The sequence below is a fragment of the Halostagnicola kamekurae genome (assembly GCF_900116205.1).
GTDB classification, from domain to species: Archaea; Halobacteriota; Halobacteria; order Halobacteriales; family Natrialbaceae; genus Halostagnicola; species Halostagnicola kamekurae.
In genome coordinates this window covers 176478-192842 of sequence record NZ_FOZS01000003.1, presented here as the reverse complement: position 1 = coordinate 192842, position 16365 = coordinate 176478, and the positions used below count along the sequence as shown (strand labels likewise).

The window sequence follows — 16365 nt, the reverse complement described above, 5'->3', positions numbered from 1 at the left end:
CGTGTCTTCCGTCAGCGTGAATCTGGCGCGGCCGCCGTCTCACACGAGAGAAAGCCTAACGTATTTGCCCGTCGTTGCCGAAATTCCCGTAATGGCTACCCGCGTTACCGTCTGGAACGAGTTCCGTCACGAGCGAGAGAGCGACGCCGTCGCGGACGTCTATCCCAACGGGATCCACGAGGTAATCGCCGACGCGCTCGCGGACGACTTCGAAGTCGAGACCGCGACGCTCGACGAACCGGACCACGGACTCACGGAGACCGTCCTCGAGGAGACGGACGTGCTCACGTGGTGGGGTCACGCCGCTCACGACGAGGTCGATGACGAGGTCGTCGACCGCGTCCACGACCGCGTGCTCGATGGGATGGGACTGCTCGTCTTACACTCGGGCCACTACTCGAAGATTTTCAAGCGGCTCATGGGAACGACCTGTTCGTTGAAGTGGCGCGAGGCCGCGGAGACCGAACGCCTCTGGGTCGTCGAACCGAGCCATCCGATCGCAGACGGCATCGACGAGTACGTCGAGGTTCCCGAGGCGGAGATGTACGGCGAGCGGTTCGATATCCCCCAACCGGACACGCTGGTGTTCAACTCCTGGTTCGAGGGCGGTGAGGTGTTCCGCTCTGGCTGTTGCTACACGCGCGGGTCGGGACGGATCTTCTACTTCCGGCCGGGACACGAGACCTATCCCGTTTACCACCAGCCCGAGATCAGGCGAGTGCTCCGCAACGCAGTCGCCTGGCTCGATAGCGGTAGTGATTCGGTGCCGGCGTTCGGCAACGCCGATCCGATCGAGTCGATCGATACGTCTGACGACCGCTCGGTCCACTAACGCCCGCTCCCCTGTTGGCCATCTTTGCCCCGGAAGGTAGCACCGATAGTGATTAAATCTCGTCATAAAATGTTACAGCCACAGCTGTGTAAGCCGACCGTTCCGATCTCCGGCGGCCCGCTCAAATTTTCTTGGATCGTTAGTTACAGCATTACCGTCGTTGGGACGGCGGCTCCGCTCGAGTCGCCGTCTCGGGTTCGGTCAGCGTCACCGGTAACCCGCTCTCGCTCGAGCGGTAGATGGCGTCGATGACCCGCTGGACGGTCAGGGCCTGCTCAACGTTGTCTTCGACCGGTTCCCCCGCCGCGATGGCGTCGAAGAACGCCTCCTGCTCGTCCGCGTGCGTGTCGTTTTCGGGCGTCTGAATCGCCGTATCCTCGAACTGGTCGACCCCGTCGGATCGGACGGAGTAGAACGAGAGGTCGTTTTCCAGCAGGTCGAAACACGCGGCGGCTTCGGTCCCGCGGACGACGAACTCGTGGGTCGGCGGTCGGTTGGTCGCCCAGGCGGTTTCGAGACTGATCGTCCGATTCCCCGCACACCGGATGAACGCGCTCGTCGAATCGTCGACGTCGAACCCGTCCGGACCGACGTCGTCGCCCCACATCTGTAGGTAGGCGTAGTCGGATCGTCCGCCGAACTCGGACCTGGTCACGCCGGAAACCGCGTCGACCCGCGGATAGCCCAGCAGGTAGAGCGCGAGGTCGATCGCGTGGACGCCTAGATCGATGAGCGATCCCCCGCCGGAGACCGCCTCGTTGGTGAACCAGGACCCGCGGCCGGGGATCCCGCGGCGCCGGACGTAGTTGGCTTCGACGTGCGTAATCTCACCCAGTTCTCCCTCGTCCAGTCGACTCTCGATGACCTCGACGGCGTTCAAAAACCGATTGTTGAACCCAATCGTGCAGTTGCCGTCGGCGTCAGCCGCGGCGGCCGCGATCCGCTCTGCGCTCTCGAGGCTGTGTGCCAGGGGCTTCTCGAGGAGGACGTGCAGCCCCGCCTCGAGCGCGTCGACGGCGTACTCCTCGTGGAACTTGTTCGGCGTGGTGATGATGACCGCGTCACAGTCGTCGTAGAGCCGCTGGTGATCCTCGTAGACGGCCGCGTCGTGTCGGTTCGCGAACTCCTCGCGTGCGGGGGCGGCGACGTCCATGCCGCCGACCAGCGACACGTCGAGTTCCTCGAGGCGCTGGGCGTGATGCTCGCCGATGTTTCCGAGTCCGACTATACCGGTTCGTATCTGTGTGAAGTGTGTGTTCATTCGTCGGTAGATCGCGGTGATTTCGTCTGGCTTCGCTGCTGGTTCGATCTTCGGTTCGTCACTCCGTGGCCTGTTTTTCGGTCCATGATCTCAGTAGAGCTGTCGTTCGTTTTCTTCGCGCTCTCGGTCCTGTTCGTCCGCCTCGGCGAGCCGTCGTCGCCCGCGGCGATACTGTTCGATCCCCGGGATCACTCGCCGTTTCACGTCTCGTGCGAACGAGACGATCCCGTAGATCCAGAAGAAAAACAGGACGAGCAATCCCCCGTAGTAGAATATCGGGATCAGACTACTCATCGGCCTCACCCGCTGGCTGTTGGCGTTTTTCGCTCCGCTCTCTCGGCAGCGTTTCGATGCCGTGCGTGAGAGCCTCGCCTGAGTCGCTGTCGAACAGGTGCACCTTCGAGCGATCGAGCGTGACGGTCACGGCTTCGTTCGCGTCTATCTCGAGGTCCGGTTCGACGCTCACCAGGAGCTGGTTCGACGACCCGCCCATGCCGCCGTCGTTCGATTCTGCGTCTGTCCGGTCGAGGTCGAGGTAGACGAATATCTCGTCGCCCATCGGTTCGAGAACGTCCGTCGTCGCGTCGATTGGTGCCGATTGCGTCTCAGGCGACCGCTCGGCACGCTCGAGCGAGACGTCTTCGGGCCTGATACCCACCGTGACGCCGTCGCCGTCTGTCACGCCGGGGAGCCGATCCGGATCGAGCCGGAGGTCGAAGTGGTCGGTCTCGAGTCCCGTCCCGGTGAGTCGCCCCTCGAGGAAGTTCATCGACGGCGAGCCGATGAAGCCGGCGACGAACAGGTTCGCGGGCTCGTTGTAACAGACCAGCGGCGGGTCGATCTGCTGGAGTCTGCCGCCGTTGATGACGGCGATCCGATCCGACATCGTCATCGCCTCGGCCTGATCGTGGGTGACGTAGACGATCGTCGTATCGAGTTCCTGGTGTAAGCGCTGGAGTTCGGTTCGCATGTGGACGCGCAGCTTCGCGTCCAAGTTCGCGAGCGGTTCGTCCATGAGGAAGACGGCCGGGTCCCGAACGATCGCCCGGGCGATGGCGACGCGCTGGCGCTGGCCGCCCGACATCTCCTCGGGCATCCGATCGAGCATACCCTCGAGCTGGACGATGTCGGTCGCCCGCTCGACTCGCTCGTCGATCTCTTCGGTCTCGTAGTCACGGAGACGAAGCCCGAACGAGATGTTGTCGTAGACGTCCATGTGGGGAAACAGCGCGATGTTCTGGAAGACCATCGCGACCCCGCGGTCTTTCGGCGGGAGCGACGTGACGTCCGTGTCGCCGATCCGAATCGTGCCGTCGGTCGGCGTGGTCAACCCGGCGATCGATTCCATCGTCGTCGACTTGCCACAGCCGGAGGGGCCGACGAGACAGACGAACTCCCCGTCTTCGATCTCGAGGTTCATCTCGTCGACGGCGACGACGTCCTCGTAGCGTTTCGTGATGTCCTGTAGTGTGACTCGTGCCATATGTGCTATCGTACCATGATTCGATTACTCTTTGAGCGCCCCTGCGGTGAGGCCGCTGACGATTCGCTCCTGTGCGAGGATGACGATGACGACGACGGGGATGACGCCGATGATGCTCGCGGCCGCCATCAGGTTGAAGTCCGTCGTATACTGATCCTGATAGCTCAGGATCCCCCCGACAAGCGGCGACCACTGCTGGGGCTCGTTCTGCAGCGACATGATCGAACTGAAGAAGTACTCGTTGTAGACCGAGATGAACGTCAACACTGCCGCGGTCGCGATTCCGGGGGCCGAGAGTGGCATGATCACCCGAAACAGTGCACCCAGTCGAGTGGTCCCTTCGACTCGTGCGGCGTCCTCGAGTCCGTCGGGGATCTGTGAGTAGAACGTCGTGAGGATGAAAATCGCGAGCGGCATGAACAGCGCGCTAAATGGGAGTACCATCGATCCCGGCGTGTTCACCAGCCGCGGCGGCGAGAAGAGTTCGATCCCGAGGAACGGAATCGTGATCGCGTTCCCGAGGAACGCGTCGAAAAGCGGCACCAGAAACGCCGCCGGTGGGAAGTACGAGACCACGAGCACGGCGAGCATCAGCGGCCCCCGCCCGGGGAACTCGAGGCGACCGAAGACGTAGCCCGCGAGACTCGCGATGAGCAGGACGATGATCGTCGTCACCGTCGCGAGCACGAAGCTGTTGAACACGTAGAGATGGAACGGCACCTGCTGGAACACCTCGACGAACGCGCCGACGTTGTACCCCTGCGGGTGCGGCAGCGGCACCTCCGTCCCGACGAACGGGACCGAAACGCCCCAGTCGCCGGCGATGATCCGGCTGTTGGGCGTCAGCGCGAGGACGAGGAGCCAGTAAAAGGGGAACAACGTCGTCACGAGGAAAAAGCCCGCTGCGACGTAGAACAACAGCTTGTACAGCCGGTCGCGTTTGTCCTTGTTCGTGAGGACGCTCTGGGCCCAGCGCTCGAGCGGTCCGCCGGTCTGCTCTGTCGACGACGTATCGCTCGTCGCCATCTCAGATCCCCTCCTTGTACTGCTGGTAGATGACGACGGTGACGACCAGCCCGATGACGGCCGCGGTCACGAACGCGATGGCCGCCGCGAGTCCTCGATTGGTGTTGAACGTCATGACGACCATACACGAGAGCGACGGGACCGTCGAACAGCCCGACACGGAGTCGATGAGGCCGTAGACTCGCATCGCGTTGATCGTTCGAAAGAGGACGGCGATCCCGAGTGCGGGCAACACGAGCGGGAGCGTGATCAGCTTGAACTGCTGCCAGCGGCTCGCGCCGGCGACCCTCGCGACCTCGTAGAGGTTCCGGTCGATGCTCTGGAGACCGGCGAGTATGAGCAGGGCCATGAACGCCGTCGTCTTCCAGATGTCGGCTACCGTGATGATCAGTAGCGAACTCGTCGGATCGTTCAAGGTGTTTTGCTGTGCGACGATCCCGAGCGGCCCGAGGTATTCGGTGAGAAAGCCGGCCGTCGGATCGAACATGAGAAAGAAGATCATGCCCTGGATAACGATCGGAATCGCCCACGGGATGATGATCGCCGCGCGGACCCAGCGCCGACCGCGGAAGTCCTGGTCCAGCACCAGCGCCTGTCCGAAGCCGATGATGGTCTCGAACAAAACGCTCACGACGGTAAACAACAGTGTCACGACGAGCGCGCTTCGAAGGAGTCCCTCGACGTGGACGAACGGGAACGTGGCGCTCGTCCGAACGTTTTCGGGAAGGAACGTCGTGGTCCCCGGCAACTCCGCGCTGGCCTCGCCGCTGAGAAGCGCCGCGTAGTTCTCGAGGCCGACGAACTCGGCGTCGCTGAGGACGTTCGCGTACAGGGAGAGTTCGAACGTCCGCAAGAGCGGGTACAGGGCGACCGCGCCGAGCACGAGAAACACCGGCGTCAACAGGAAGTACGCGAACCCCGTTTCGCCGAGGTTCTCCATCCACCGCACGGTTCGCACGAGCGGCCCTGATCGCCGCGATTCTCGAGCGGGGCCGCTCGACTTGTTTTCGGTACTCATCGTTAGGATTCGGTTTCCTCGAGACTCTCCTGGAGATCGGCGGCGGCGTCTTCCGGAGCCTTCTCGCCTGCGACCGCCTGGTTGACTTCCTCGGCGATGACGCCCGACTGGTTCGTCCACTCGGTCGTGGCGGGGCGTGGCATCGCGTTCTCACCGGCGACTCGGAGCGTCTCCATGTAGTCGCCGATCGGTTCGATCTCCGTCGCTTGCTCCGTTTCGAACAGGCCGGGTTTCGGTGGGATCCACCCCCAGAGCTCGAACAGGCCCAGATTGAAGTCGTCTGCCATCGTCATTCGCATGACCTCGAGGGCGTCTTCTTTCCGCTCGGAGTACGGGTTGAGCACGACGTGCCAGCCGCCGAGTGCCGACGTCGTCCCGCCCGCCCCCGGCTGGGCGGCCTCGTCCTCGGAGACAGCGTAGGGAATCGGCATCGCGCCGTAATCCTCGGCGGAGACGTCGTTCTCGTCGCTCTCGATCGTGTCGACGATCGCGTACGGCCAGTTTCGCTGCATGGCCGCCTCGCCACTCGCGATCGCCTGTCTCGCGTCTTCTTCGATCCACGACGTGATCGACGGGGTCGCGAGCCCGGTCGGATACTCCTCGAGCGTGTGCTCGTCGCGCTCGGTAGCGACGAAGGTGTACATCATGCGCAGCGCGTCGATGAACTCTGGTTCGTCGACCGTGATCGGTCGGTCGCCAACCGGACCGAAGAGGTACTCCTCGCCGCCGAAGTACGCGCCGCCAAAGGAAGTCATGACCTCGTTCCACGAACAGCAGGCGGTCCCCTCGTAGACGTCGAACTGCGTGGCCAACCCGTAGGAGGCGTCGGAGTTTGCCACGATGTCTTCGGTGACATCGGCCCACTCGGACCAGGTCATCGGCTCGGTCGCCCACTCCTCGAAATCGCCGTCGTCGTAGCCCGCCTCCCTGGCGAAATCCTTGCGGTACTGCATCGTCGCGTAGTCCGGAAACAGCGGTACACCGTACAGGTCACCGCTCTCCGGGTCGCGGGCGGTTTCGGTGAATGTCTCGAAGTACTCCTCGTCGATCCGGTCGAGTTCGGACTGCTCGAGTTCTTCGCTGAGGTTGGCGATGTCGTCGCGCTGGATGAACGTGTTGACCCAGCCGTTGTCCATCAGGAAGAGATCCGGCTCCGTCTCCTGGGCCTGTAACAGGTTCGTGTACGTATCTCGACGGGCGCCCGTGTCGCTGTCGCCCGGCTGTAGCGTGACGTCGATGTCCTCGCTCAACCCGTTTTCGTGACAGAGGTCGACTATCTCGTCGCCGACGGCCTCGGCGGCGTCCGGGTCGAACCCCCAGACGACGCCGTCTGCGCCGCCGCTTCCGCCGTAGATGCAGCCGGCGAGCCCGACCGAGACGCCGGTCACCCCTGCCGTGCCCACCGCGTTGAGGACTGTTCGCCGCGACACGCCCGCGCCGTCCGTTCTCGTTCCCTGTGAGCCGTTGTCAGGCATAGACGAATGTCTCGACTGTGTGTATTTATAATTTTGGATTAGTTACAACGGGTGTAGTCAATGAGGGTGAGATAGTCAAAACTGCCGCTTACGAGGGTGGGTCGTCTCGTCGATTAGGGACCGTCTCGTCCTCGAAAAGGACCGTCCAATTCTCGAAGAGGAACCGCCTCGTCCTCGAAGCGCCGCCGTCTCGAATGCGGGGACGAAAAACGATACCCCCGAAATCCGCCCTGTCGCTCTCACGAATTGCCGCTTCAAACCCGTTGCCATCGAGACTCGTTACTCGAGCCTTCAAACCAGTTTTCACCGAGACGCGTTACTCGAGCGAACCGATCGTAATTCTAGTCGCCTCGATGTCCTCGAGCAGCGCCGACCAGCCGCCGACTGTGTAGGTGCCCCCGTCTGTCTCGAGCGTAATCGATACTTTCCCCGCGAGCTGTGAGATGGTGGTTTCCCGCTCGTCCGCCGCGTTGATCCCCGCGTACGTCGCGTCTGTGACCGTTCCCTCGAGAGTTACCTCGCGGCCCGTGTCCGTTTCGAACCCGTGGACGGTCGCCTCGATCGCGGCCCCGTCCTCGAGCAGCGGCTCGATGTCTCTAACGCACTGGCGCATGTCGACGTACGTAATCGGCTCCCCGTCGCGCCGTTCGGAGTAGACAGTTTCGTGGAACTCCCAGAGCCCCGTGAGAAAGTACCAGTGGAAGACGTACGCGTAGGTGAGGTCGTTGACGATAATGCTGTACTGATCCGTACTCCGCCCGTGGGGGGAAAAACAGGCCCACGATCGGTCGATCAGCGCGACGAACGGCGAGGGAAGTTTGCGATACCGGGCTTCCGTACACGTCCTTTCGAACGCCTCGTCCGTCGGGAGCGACGCCTCCTCGTCCATCGTGGAGAGACAGACTTTCACGTTGACCCCCCGCTCGTAGGCTGCCGCAAGCGCATCGGCGAGTTCGTCGAACTGCCCGATCGTTACCGCGATTTTCACCTGATCTTCGGCGGATCGGATCAGTTCGTCGGTCCGCGCGAGCACCGTATCGAGACGTTTGACGATGCTCACCTTGTGGTCTTCTAGGGCCGGGCGACTCCACCGCTCCTCGATCTCGTCCGCGGCGGTGTTGAACTGGTCCGCTCGCGACCGAAGGTCCGAGAGCACGTCGCTCGGGTCGTGGGCGCGTGCGTGGAGGCTGTCCTGCTCGTACGTTTCGATGTAGCCGTCCTCCTCGAGGTCGCGCAAGACGTCGTAGATGCGCGCGTCGGGAACCGAACTCGCCTTCGCGATGTCGGTCGCCGAGGCCGAACCGCGTTCGAGCAGGGTCACGAACGCGTCCGCCTGATACGGGGACAGACCCGCATCCTCGAGCGTATCGGCTAACTGGTCTCCGTTCATGCTCTCTACGTACGCTATTTCGGTTTCCCTACCTGAACTTGTCGAAACGCGGCCCCGGGTCGTACTGCCGTCGTCACCGTCGATTCGGCGCCGAATTGATAACGATCGTTCACCGAATTTCGGCCGTCTCGAGACCGCTTCCGGTTCGATCGGCGATCGACTCGGTAGGTTTTAACCGGCGGCAGAGCAAACGCCCTCCTATGGCACATCACGACTCCGTCACGGATCGCCTGGTCGAAAGCGGTGTGATCGCGGTCCTTCGTGGCATCGACGCCGACCAGATCGTTCCGGTCGCTCGAGCCATCCACGACGCCGGCGTCAACGGCATCGAGGTCACCGCGGACGGCGACCGCGCCCGCGAGAAGATCGCCGCGGTCGACGAGGAACTCTCGGACACCGACGCGGTCGTCGGCGCTGGGACGGTCCTCGACGCGCCGACGGCCCAGTCAGTGATCGACGCCGGCGCGAAGTTCGTCCTCGCGCCGGACGTCAATCCCGACGTCATCACGACCTGCAACCGCCACGGCGTCGTCTCGGTCCCGGGCGTCATGACGCCGACCGAGGCCGTCACGGCCGTCGAAGCGGGCGCGGACATCCTGAAGATGTTCCCGGCCACCACGGTCGGTCCGGGTCACATCAGCGCCCTGCAGGGGCCGCTCGGCAATCTCCCGATCGTTCCGACCGGCGGCGTCTCGACCGATAACGTCGCCGAGTTCTTCGACGCGGGCGCGCTTGCGGTCGGGGCCGGCAGCGCCATCGTCGACTACGACGCGATCGAAGCCGGTGATATGGAGCAAGTCCAGGAGACCGCCGCGGAGTTCGTCGACGCCGTCGAAGCCGCGCGGTAATCGACGGGCGCAGCTTTCCGCTCGTTCGCTGCCCGCTTTTCGAACCGTCGCTCTCACTCGTGGTAACGAACACCACCATTTATTTTCGCGGCCCGCGACTGCCGACGTGTATGCAAATTGGCGTCCACACACCGCCGCTGGCAGACGAGTCGCTCGAGGATGCGCTGGCGTATCTCTCCGACCTCGGCGTCGACGCGATCGAACCCGGCGTCGGGGGGTATCCCGGCGACCACCACCTTGACCGGTCCGCCCACCTCGACGACGACGATCGGCAGTCGGCGGTACGGGAACTGCTCGAGAGCTACGACATGGAGATCAGCGCGCTCGCGGTCCACAACAATCCGCTCCATCCAGACGAGGAAACAGGGGACCGGGCCGATACGGAACTTCGCGAAGCGATCCGGCTCGCCTCGCAGCTGGACGTCGACGCCGTCACCGGTTTCTCCGGACTTCCCGCCGGGGGGCCGGACGACGAGGTGCCCAACTGGATCACGGCGCCGTGGCCGTCCGAGCACGCCGACGCCCACGAGTACCAGTGGGAGGTCGCCATCGAGTACTGGCGCGACCTCGCCGAATTCGCGGACGATCACGGCGTCGACGTGGCCATCGAGATGCACCCGAACATGCTGGTGTACGAACCCCACGGGATGCTCAGACTCCGCGAGGCGACGAACGACCGGATCGGTGCGAACTTCGATCCCTCCCATCTCTACTGGCAAGGGATCGAGATCGCGGACGCGATCCGGTACCTCGGGGATCGGGACGCCATCCATCACGTTCACGCGAAAGACACGCGGATCTACGAGCAACAGGCCCGCGAGAAAGGGGTCCTCGATACGACGCCCTACGACGACGAGGAGAACAGATCGTGGCTCTTCCGGTCGGTCGGCTACGGCCACGACGAGACACACTGGAAGGACATCGTCTCGACGCTTCGGATGGTCGGCTACGACGGCACGATGAGCATCGAACACGAGGACTCGCTGACGAGTTCCCGGGAGGGACTCGAGAAAGCGATCTCGTTTCTCGAGCGCGCGGTCTTCAGAGAACAGCCCGGTGAAGCCTACTGGGCCGAGTAACGAGTGTCTGGCCGGAAAACGAAGTCGCTCTCCCCGTTCGGGTCGACCGCGGCCGCGTCACAGACCGCGTATTTGGGGTCCTGACAGCGTATTTGAGCGTCCCGACAGCGCATGGCGGCGTTCGACAGCGTAGCTGGCTATCCGAACTGGCTACCCCGATGGTGTATCTGGCACTTTCGGCATTGCCAGTGCGGGGAAAACATTAATTGCGCCTGTTGTTAATACCGAGATATGACACTCGAGGTCGGCGTTCTCGGCTATCGGTTCATGGGCAAAGCACACGCGAACGCGCTGGCGCGCCTCCCGATGTTTTTCCCCGACGCACCGGATATCGAACGAAGCGTCCTCGTCGGTCGCGACGAAGCGGCGCTGTCCGACGCGGCCGACCAGCTCGGGTTCGAAGAGATTTCGACCGACTGGCGGGAGGTCGTCGACGAGGTCGACGCCTTCTACAACCTCGGGCCGAACCACGTCCACCCCGAGCCCTCGATCGCGGCCCTCGAGGCCGGCACGGCCGTCTTCTGTGAAAAACCGCTCGCGCCGACCCTCGAGGGGGCCGAGTCGATGGCCGAGGCCGCCCGAGACGCGGACGTTCCCGCGGGCTGTGCCTTCAACTACCGGTTCGTCCCCGCGATCCAGTACGCCAACGAACTGATCGAGGCCGGCGAACTCGGCGAGATACGCCACGTTCGAGGCCGCTATCTGCAGGATTGGCTCGTCGACCCCGACGCGCCGTGGTCCTGGCGAAACGACGAGGAGATGGCCGGTTCGGGCGCGCTCGGCGACCTTGGTGCTCACACCGTCGACCTGCTCCAGTTCCTCGTCGGCGACATCACTCGCCTGAGCGGCCACCTCCGCACGTTCGTCGACGAGCGCCCCGTCGAGGGATCGGACGAAACTCGTCCCGTCACCGTCGACGACGCCTACTCCGCACAGGCCGAGTTCGAGGGCGGCGTGATGGGAACGCTCGAGGCGACTCGCTACGCGACCGGGCACAAGAACGATCACACCATCGAAATCGAGGGTTCGGCGGGGAGTCTGCGCTTCTCGCTCGAGCGCCTGAATGAACTCGAGGTCTGTCTCGAGGGTAATCGCGGCTACGAGACGGTGCTCGTGACCGACGAGGACGACCCGTACCTCGAGCACTGGTGGCCGCCGGGCCACGTCCTCGGCTGGGAACACACCTTCGTCCACGAGAACTACGAGTTCCTCTCGGCGGTCGAGGCGGGCGGGGAGTACGAGCCCAGTTTCGAAGACGGACTGTCGGCCCAGCGCGTGCTCGCGGCCATCCAAGACAGCGACGAGCGCGGCGAGTGGGTCGATCTCGAGTAAGGAAGGCGTCCGATTTTCGGTCGCAGATCGGCTCGAAGTCCCTCCGAAACCGTCCGAAATGCATTTCTCGCCGCCACGAGAACTTCCCCCATGGCACCCGAAGTGGTCGTCGCCGGTGAGACGCTCATCGACTTTCTCCCCGAGCGGCCCGGCCCGCTGACGGACGTCGAGGGGTTCGAGCGCAGACCGGGCGGTGCGCCCGCGAACGTCGCCGTCGGACTGTCCCGTCTGGGAGTTTCCCCGCTCTTCTGGACCCGACTCGCTCGAGACCCGTTCGGCGACTACCTCGCCTCGACGCTCGACGCGTACGGGATCTCGCACGACCTGATCGAGCGGGACCCGGACGCGAAGACGACCCTCGCGTTCGTCACGCACGACGAGATCGGCGATCGATCCTTCTCGTTCCACCGGGAGAACACCGCGGACACGCGATTCGAGTCGGGAACCGTGGCCGATTCGACGCTCGAGTCGGTCGACTGGGTCCACGTCGGCGGCGTCGCGCTCTCGAGTGGCACGGCTCGAGACGCAATGTTCGATCTGCTCGCGCGAGCGGCCGATGCCGGCTGTACCGTCTCGTTCGACCCGAACGCGAGACCCGAACTGTGGCCGGACGGCGAGACGTTCAGACACGTCACGCACACCGCGCTTTCTCACGTCGACGTGCTCAAGGCGACTCGGGACGAACTCGAGCGACTCGGCTTCGCGGGATCGTCCGCGAACGCGCTTGCCCGCGACGCGCTCGATGCTGGTCCGCACACGGTCTTGCTTACGAAGGGAGGCGACGGTGCCGTCGGAATCGCCGCTGGCGCCGCCGACGCGCCGTGGTCGGGGACGGCGAGCCATCCCGGATATGACGTCGATGTGGTCGACACGACCGGTGCCGGCGACGCGTTCGTTGCCGGTGCGATCGCCGGATTGAACGACGGGCGGGGGCTCGGGGAGACGCTCGCGTTCGCCAACGCCGTCGCGGCCACGACGACGACGGCGAGGGGCGCGATGACGGCGCTGCCGGGTCTCGAGGCCGTCGAATCGATCGTCGGCGAATCGTCCTCGCTCGAGATTTCGTGATACTGGTCTGAATGGAAATGCGGGGCGGTATCAGGAATCGTCCAGACTTGAGCATTGATCCTAGTATTGCAATCAAGAAACAATATTAAAACCGTTCCAAATATCTATTTCGCTGTTTGATAACCGCTATATCGATTGATTCAACCGAAACTGGCTTCCTACTCAACCTTTAATCACATCAATCCAATAATATACGATATTCGAGCCTGATTCAGAGATATTATTTGATAAGAATCGACATATAATCTCTAGTAGTCACTTTCATACGTGATTATAATATACTATGCTATTTAGTGTTGTGGATATAAAGAACTATCAACCATCCCTTCCGGAGCCGTGAGAATCGTATCGAAACGCTATCTGTTTCTCGAACGAAACTAGTATCAAAAAAGAGATTTTGGAATACAATACCACGCATAGTTTCCCATTGAGCGGCGATATCCAAATGCATATTACATTGTTCGATAATACACGGGTATGTCCCTCTCCCATCTCTTCGACCCCGACGGCATCGCCGTCATCGGCGCATCGAAAACGCCCGGCAAGCTCGGCAACGACGCCATGACGAACATCGAATCCTACGACGGCGACGTCTATCCGGTCAACCCCTCGAGTTCCGGCACCGTCTACGGCTACGAGTTCGTTGACTCGGTACACGACGTCGAGGCCGACCTGGCGCTGTGTTGCGTGCCGGGTCCGGTGCTGCCCGAGGTCATCGAGGAGTGTGGCGAGGCGGGGATCGGCGCGGCGGTCATCTTCGCGGGCGGGTTCGCCGAGGTCGACGCCGACGGCGAACAGCTAGAGCGGACGATCACCGACCTCGCGGATGAATACGATATCACCCTTCTGGGACCGAACACGGCCGGATACATTCTTCCCGATCTCGATCTCTACGGCTCGTTCGTCCCCCGAATCCGGGAGGTTGAGTCCGGAAACGTCGGCATTCTTGCCCAGAGCGGCGGCGTCGGCGTCACGGCCTCGTTCCAACTCGAGCGTGAAGGCTACGGCGTCTCCGCGATGTTCGGGCTCGGAAACCGCGCGAACACCGGCTTCGCGGAACTGATCCCCGAACTCGACGCGGATCCGAACACCGACGCTATCGCGCTCCACATCGAAGGCACCGAGGACTTCGAGGGCTTCCTCGAGGCCTGCGAGAACGCCGAAACGCCCATCGTCGCGTTCAAGGTCGGCGAATCGGACGTGGGTGAGTTCGTCCAGTCTCACACGGCCGCGCCCGATCACGATAACGAAACGTACGAACGAGCGCTTTCGACTCGCGGCGTGACGATGGTCTCGTCGCTGACGGAACTCATCGACGCGAGTCGCGCACTCGCGGACTCGCCGGTTCCCGACGGCCAGAACGTCGGCGTCGTGACGGCTCAGGCGGGACCCGGCATCATCGTCGCCGACGCGCTCAAACAGGAGGGTATCGAGTTCCCTGACCTCACCGACGCGACACAGGAGACCGTCGACGACCTCCTGCAGGGGATCACCTACACCGAGAACCCAGTCGACACGGGTCGTCCGATGCCCGAGTTCGGCGAGGTCGTCGAGGCGGTCGCGCGCGACGAGAACGTCGACATCGTCATCGTCTACGAGATTTACGAGGACTCGCTTGGCTACCCCGTCGAGGAACTCGAGTCGCTGACCGACGACATCGACAAACCGGTGCTTTTCACTATCGCCGGTCCGAACCACGCGCTCGAGGAAGAGCGCCGAGCGATGGAAGACATCGGCGTGCCGACGTTCCAGTCGCCACAACGCGGCGCGGATGCCGTCGCCGCGCTCGTCGACTCGATTTCGGAGGAACGGGAGGAGTCGGATCTATCAGTTACGTCTTCCCAGTAGCCCTAGTATCCGGAACACACAGGGTTGCAATCGCGTCTGCTCGAGAACTGCATCGGATTGCTGTGAATCTATCGACGTTCTTCAGTAATACTTGGTCTGTTACGCATCGGGGGAAAACGGACGCTATCCGGCTGGAAACCAAGAAAAGTCGGATCCGGTCGTTAGAAGGGGTACTCTCGAGGTTCGTGCTGGAGAGAGATCCACTTTTTCTCGGTGACTTCGCCGAGGAAGTCGTCGGTGTTGTACCCGCCCATTCCTGACGCGCCCGTGCCGCTGAAGGGGACGTGTGCTTCGTCGTTGATCGGCTGGTCGTTGACGTGGACCATGCCGGTTTCCAGTCGCTGGGCGATCTCCATGCCGGTGCCGACGTCGCCGGCGTGGACCGACCCCGAGAGGCCGTACTCCGTGCTGTTAGCCAGCTCGATCGCCTCGTCGACGTCCGAGAACGGGATCACGGGGGCGATCGGGCCGAAGTGTTCGAAGCAGGCGGCGGACATGTCGTTGGTCACGTCAGAGAGCACCGTCGGCGCGACGACGAGACTGTCGTCGACGCCGTCGAGTTCGACCGTTTCGCCGCCCGTCTCGAGGGTCGCGCCCGCGTCGATGGTTTCTTCGACGTACTCGAGCATCTCCTCGCGCTGGGACTCGTCGATGATCGGGCCGACGATCGTATCGGGATCGTGGGCCGAGCCGACGGGGAGCGATTCGGCCCGCTCGGTGAGGCGCTCGACGTACTCGTCGTAGACGTCCTCGTGGACGAGGTGGCGGTTGATCGAGATGCAGACCTGGCCCTGGTGGACGAAACTGCCGAACGTTGCGGCGTCGATCGCCATATCGAGGTCGGCCTCGTCGGTGACGATGTGGGCGTTGTTGCCGCCGAGTTCCATCGCCGCGACCGCGAGGTTCTCGCCCGCGGCCGCCGCGACGCCCCGTCCAACTGGTGTCGATCCCGTGAACGCGACCACGTCGCTTTCGGGGTGGCTCGCCACGTCGTCACCGATCTCCGAGCCGCGTCCGGTGACCACGTTGAGCACGCCGTCTGGGAAGCCGGCCTCCTCGAACAGTCGACCGAAGAGCAGTCCGCCGACGATCGGCGTGTTGGTCGAGGGCTTGAGGACGACGGTGTTGCCCGCGGCGACGGCCGGCGCGACCGCTCGCATCGAGAGGTTCAGCGGGAAGTTCCACGGCGAAATCACCGTCACGACGCCCTTGGGCTCGCGCTCGACGACGTTCTCCTTGCCCGGAATGTTCGAGTGAGCGTGCTCGCCTTTCATCCGCCGGGGCAGCGTCGCCGCCTCGCCTACCTGATCCTCGGCGAGGTGGGCGGACGTGCCACCCATGACGGCGGACCCGCCGGCCTCCTTGCTCAGTAGTTCGATAATTTCGTCGTTGTGGTCCTCGAGCGCCTCGAGGAGATTCTGGACGAGTTCCTCTCGTTCGGCGGGCGGCGTCGCCGCCCATTCGTCCTGTGCGTCGGCAGCGGCTTCGTAGGCCGCGTCGACGTCGGCGGACGATCCTCGCGGCACTTCCGCGATCGCCTCGCGCGTCGACGGGTCCTCAACGGTGAGCGTCTCCCCGCTCGCAGCGGTCGTCCACTCCCCGTCTATGTAGAGTTTCTCCCAGTCCCCCGCAACGTCGTACGCTGGTTGACTCTGTTGAGCCATACGGTATAATTTGTCGAGAAGGTAATCAAACTTTGGGGTAC

The 16365-nt window shown here is 63.2% G+C and carries 14 protein-coding genes; 6 read left to right on the top strand and 8 right to left on the bottom strand.

Annotated features, from left to right (window positions below; genetic code table 11):
* Positions 1–91 precede the first annotated feature (91 nt).
* Positions 92–832 (top strand): ThuA domain-containing protein, encoded by a 741-nt coding sequence (locus tag BM348_RS14850; protein ID WP_092905925.1) that lies wholly within the window; start codon positions 92–94, stop codon positions 830–832.
* 151 nt (positions 833–983) lie between these two features.
* Here the strand turns inward: BM348_RS14850 and BM348_RS14845 are convergent, their stop codons facing one another.
* From BM348_RS14845 to BM348_RS14815, 7 genes are all read right to left on the bottom strand, one after another.
* Positions 984–2093, bottom strand: coding sequence for a Gfo/Idh/MocA family protein (locus BM348_RS14845; RefSeq protein ID WP_092905923.1), 1110 nt, complete (start codon positions 2091–2093; stop codon positions 984–986).
* Between the two features lie 90 nt (positions 2094–2183).
* Positions 2184–2387 carry a hypothetical protein gene (locus BM348_RS14840; protein ID WP_092905920.1) on the bottom strand — a complete coding sequence of 68 codons (204 nt, stop codon included), beginning with the start codon at positions 2385–2387 and terminating at the stop codon, positions 2184–2186.
* Positions 2380–3576: an ABC transporter ATP-binding protein gene (locus BM348_RS14835; RefSeq protein ID WP_092905918.1), complete on the bottom strand. Its 1197-nt coding sequence runs from the start codon at positions 3574–3576 to the stop codon at positions 2380–2382. Before BM348_RS14835 ends, BM348_RS14840 begins: the two co-directional genes overlap by 8 nt.
* A 24-nt stretch (positions 3577–3600) precedes the next feature.
* Entirely contained in the window at positions 3601–4602 is a 1002-nt protein-coding gene (locus tag BM348_RS14830) for a carbohydrate ABC transporter permease (protein WP_092905915.1), read from the bottom strand.
* Between the two features lies 1 nt (position 4603).
* The gene (locus BM348_RS14825) at positions 4604–5620 is read right to left on the bottom strand and encodes a carbohydrate ABC transporter permease (RefSeq protein ID WP_092905914.1); all 1017 of its coding nucleotides are present in this window, start codon (positions 5618–5620) and stop codon (positions 4604–4606) included.
* 2 nt (positions 5621–5622) lie between these two features.
* On the bottom strand, positions 5623–7095 hold the full coding sequence (locus BM348_RS14820; RefSeq protein WP_092905912.1) for an extracellular solute-binding protein: 1473 nt from the start codon (positions 7093–7095) through the stop codon (positions 5623–5625).
* A 316-nt stretch (positions 7096–7411) separates the two neighbouring features.
* Complete coding sequence (locus tag BM348_RS14815) at positions 7412–8485, bottom strand: TrmB family transcriptional regulator (protein WP_092905909.1); 1074 nt, start codon at positions 8483–8485, stop codon at positions 7412–7414.
* A gap of 200 nt (positions 8486–8685) precedes the next feature.
* Here BM348_RS14815 and BM348_RS14810 point away from each other — a divergent pair, with 200 nt between their 5' ends.
* The 5 genes from BM348_RS14810 (at position 8686) to BM348_RS14790 (ending at position 14660) form a co-directional block, all read left to right on the top strand.
* A complete protein-coding gene (locus BM348_RS14810) occupies positions 8686–9333 on the top strand; it encodes a bifunctional 4-hydroxy-2-oxoglutarate aldolase/2-dehydro-3-deoxy-phosphogluconate aldolase (protein ID WP_092905907.1) in 648 nt (215 codons plus the stop codon).
* Positions 9334–9443: 110 nt separating this feature from the next.
* A complete protein-coding gene (locus BM348_RS14805) occupies positions 9444–10412 on the top strand; it encodes a sugar phosphate isomerase/epimerase family protein (RefSeq protein WP_092905905.1) in 969 nt (322 codons plus the stop codon).
* Between the two features lie 231 nt (positions 10413–10643).
* Positions 10644–11744 (top strand): Gfo/Idh/MocA family protein, encoded by a 1101-nt coding sequence (locus BM348_RS14800; RefSeq protein ID WP_092905903.1) that lies wholly within the window; start codon positions 10644–10646, stop codon positions 11742–11744.
* A gap of 90 nt (positions 11745–11834) precedes the next feature.
* Positions 11835–12812, top strand: a complete 978-nt coding sequence (locus tag BM348_RS14795; protein WP_092905901.1) for a carbohydrate kinase family protein — start codon at positions 11835–11837, stop codon at positions 12810–12812.
* Between the two features lie 477 nt (positions 12813–13289).
* Positions 13290–14660, top strand: a complete 1371-nt coding sequence (locus tag BM348_RS14790; protein WP_092905899.1) for a CoA-binding protein — start codon at positions 13290–13292, stop codon at positions 14658–14660.
* A gap of 161 nt (positions 14661–14821) precedes the next feature.
* Here BM348_RS14790 and BM348_RS14785 read toward each other — a convergent pair whose 3' ends face one another.
* On the bottom strand, positions 14822–16324 hold the full coding sequence (locus tag BM348_RS14785) for an aldehyde dehydrogenase family protein (protein ID WP_092905896.1): 1503 nt from the start codon (positions 16322–16324) through the stop codon (positions 14822–14824).
* Positions 16325–16365: the final 41 nt, after the last annotated feature.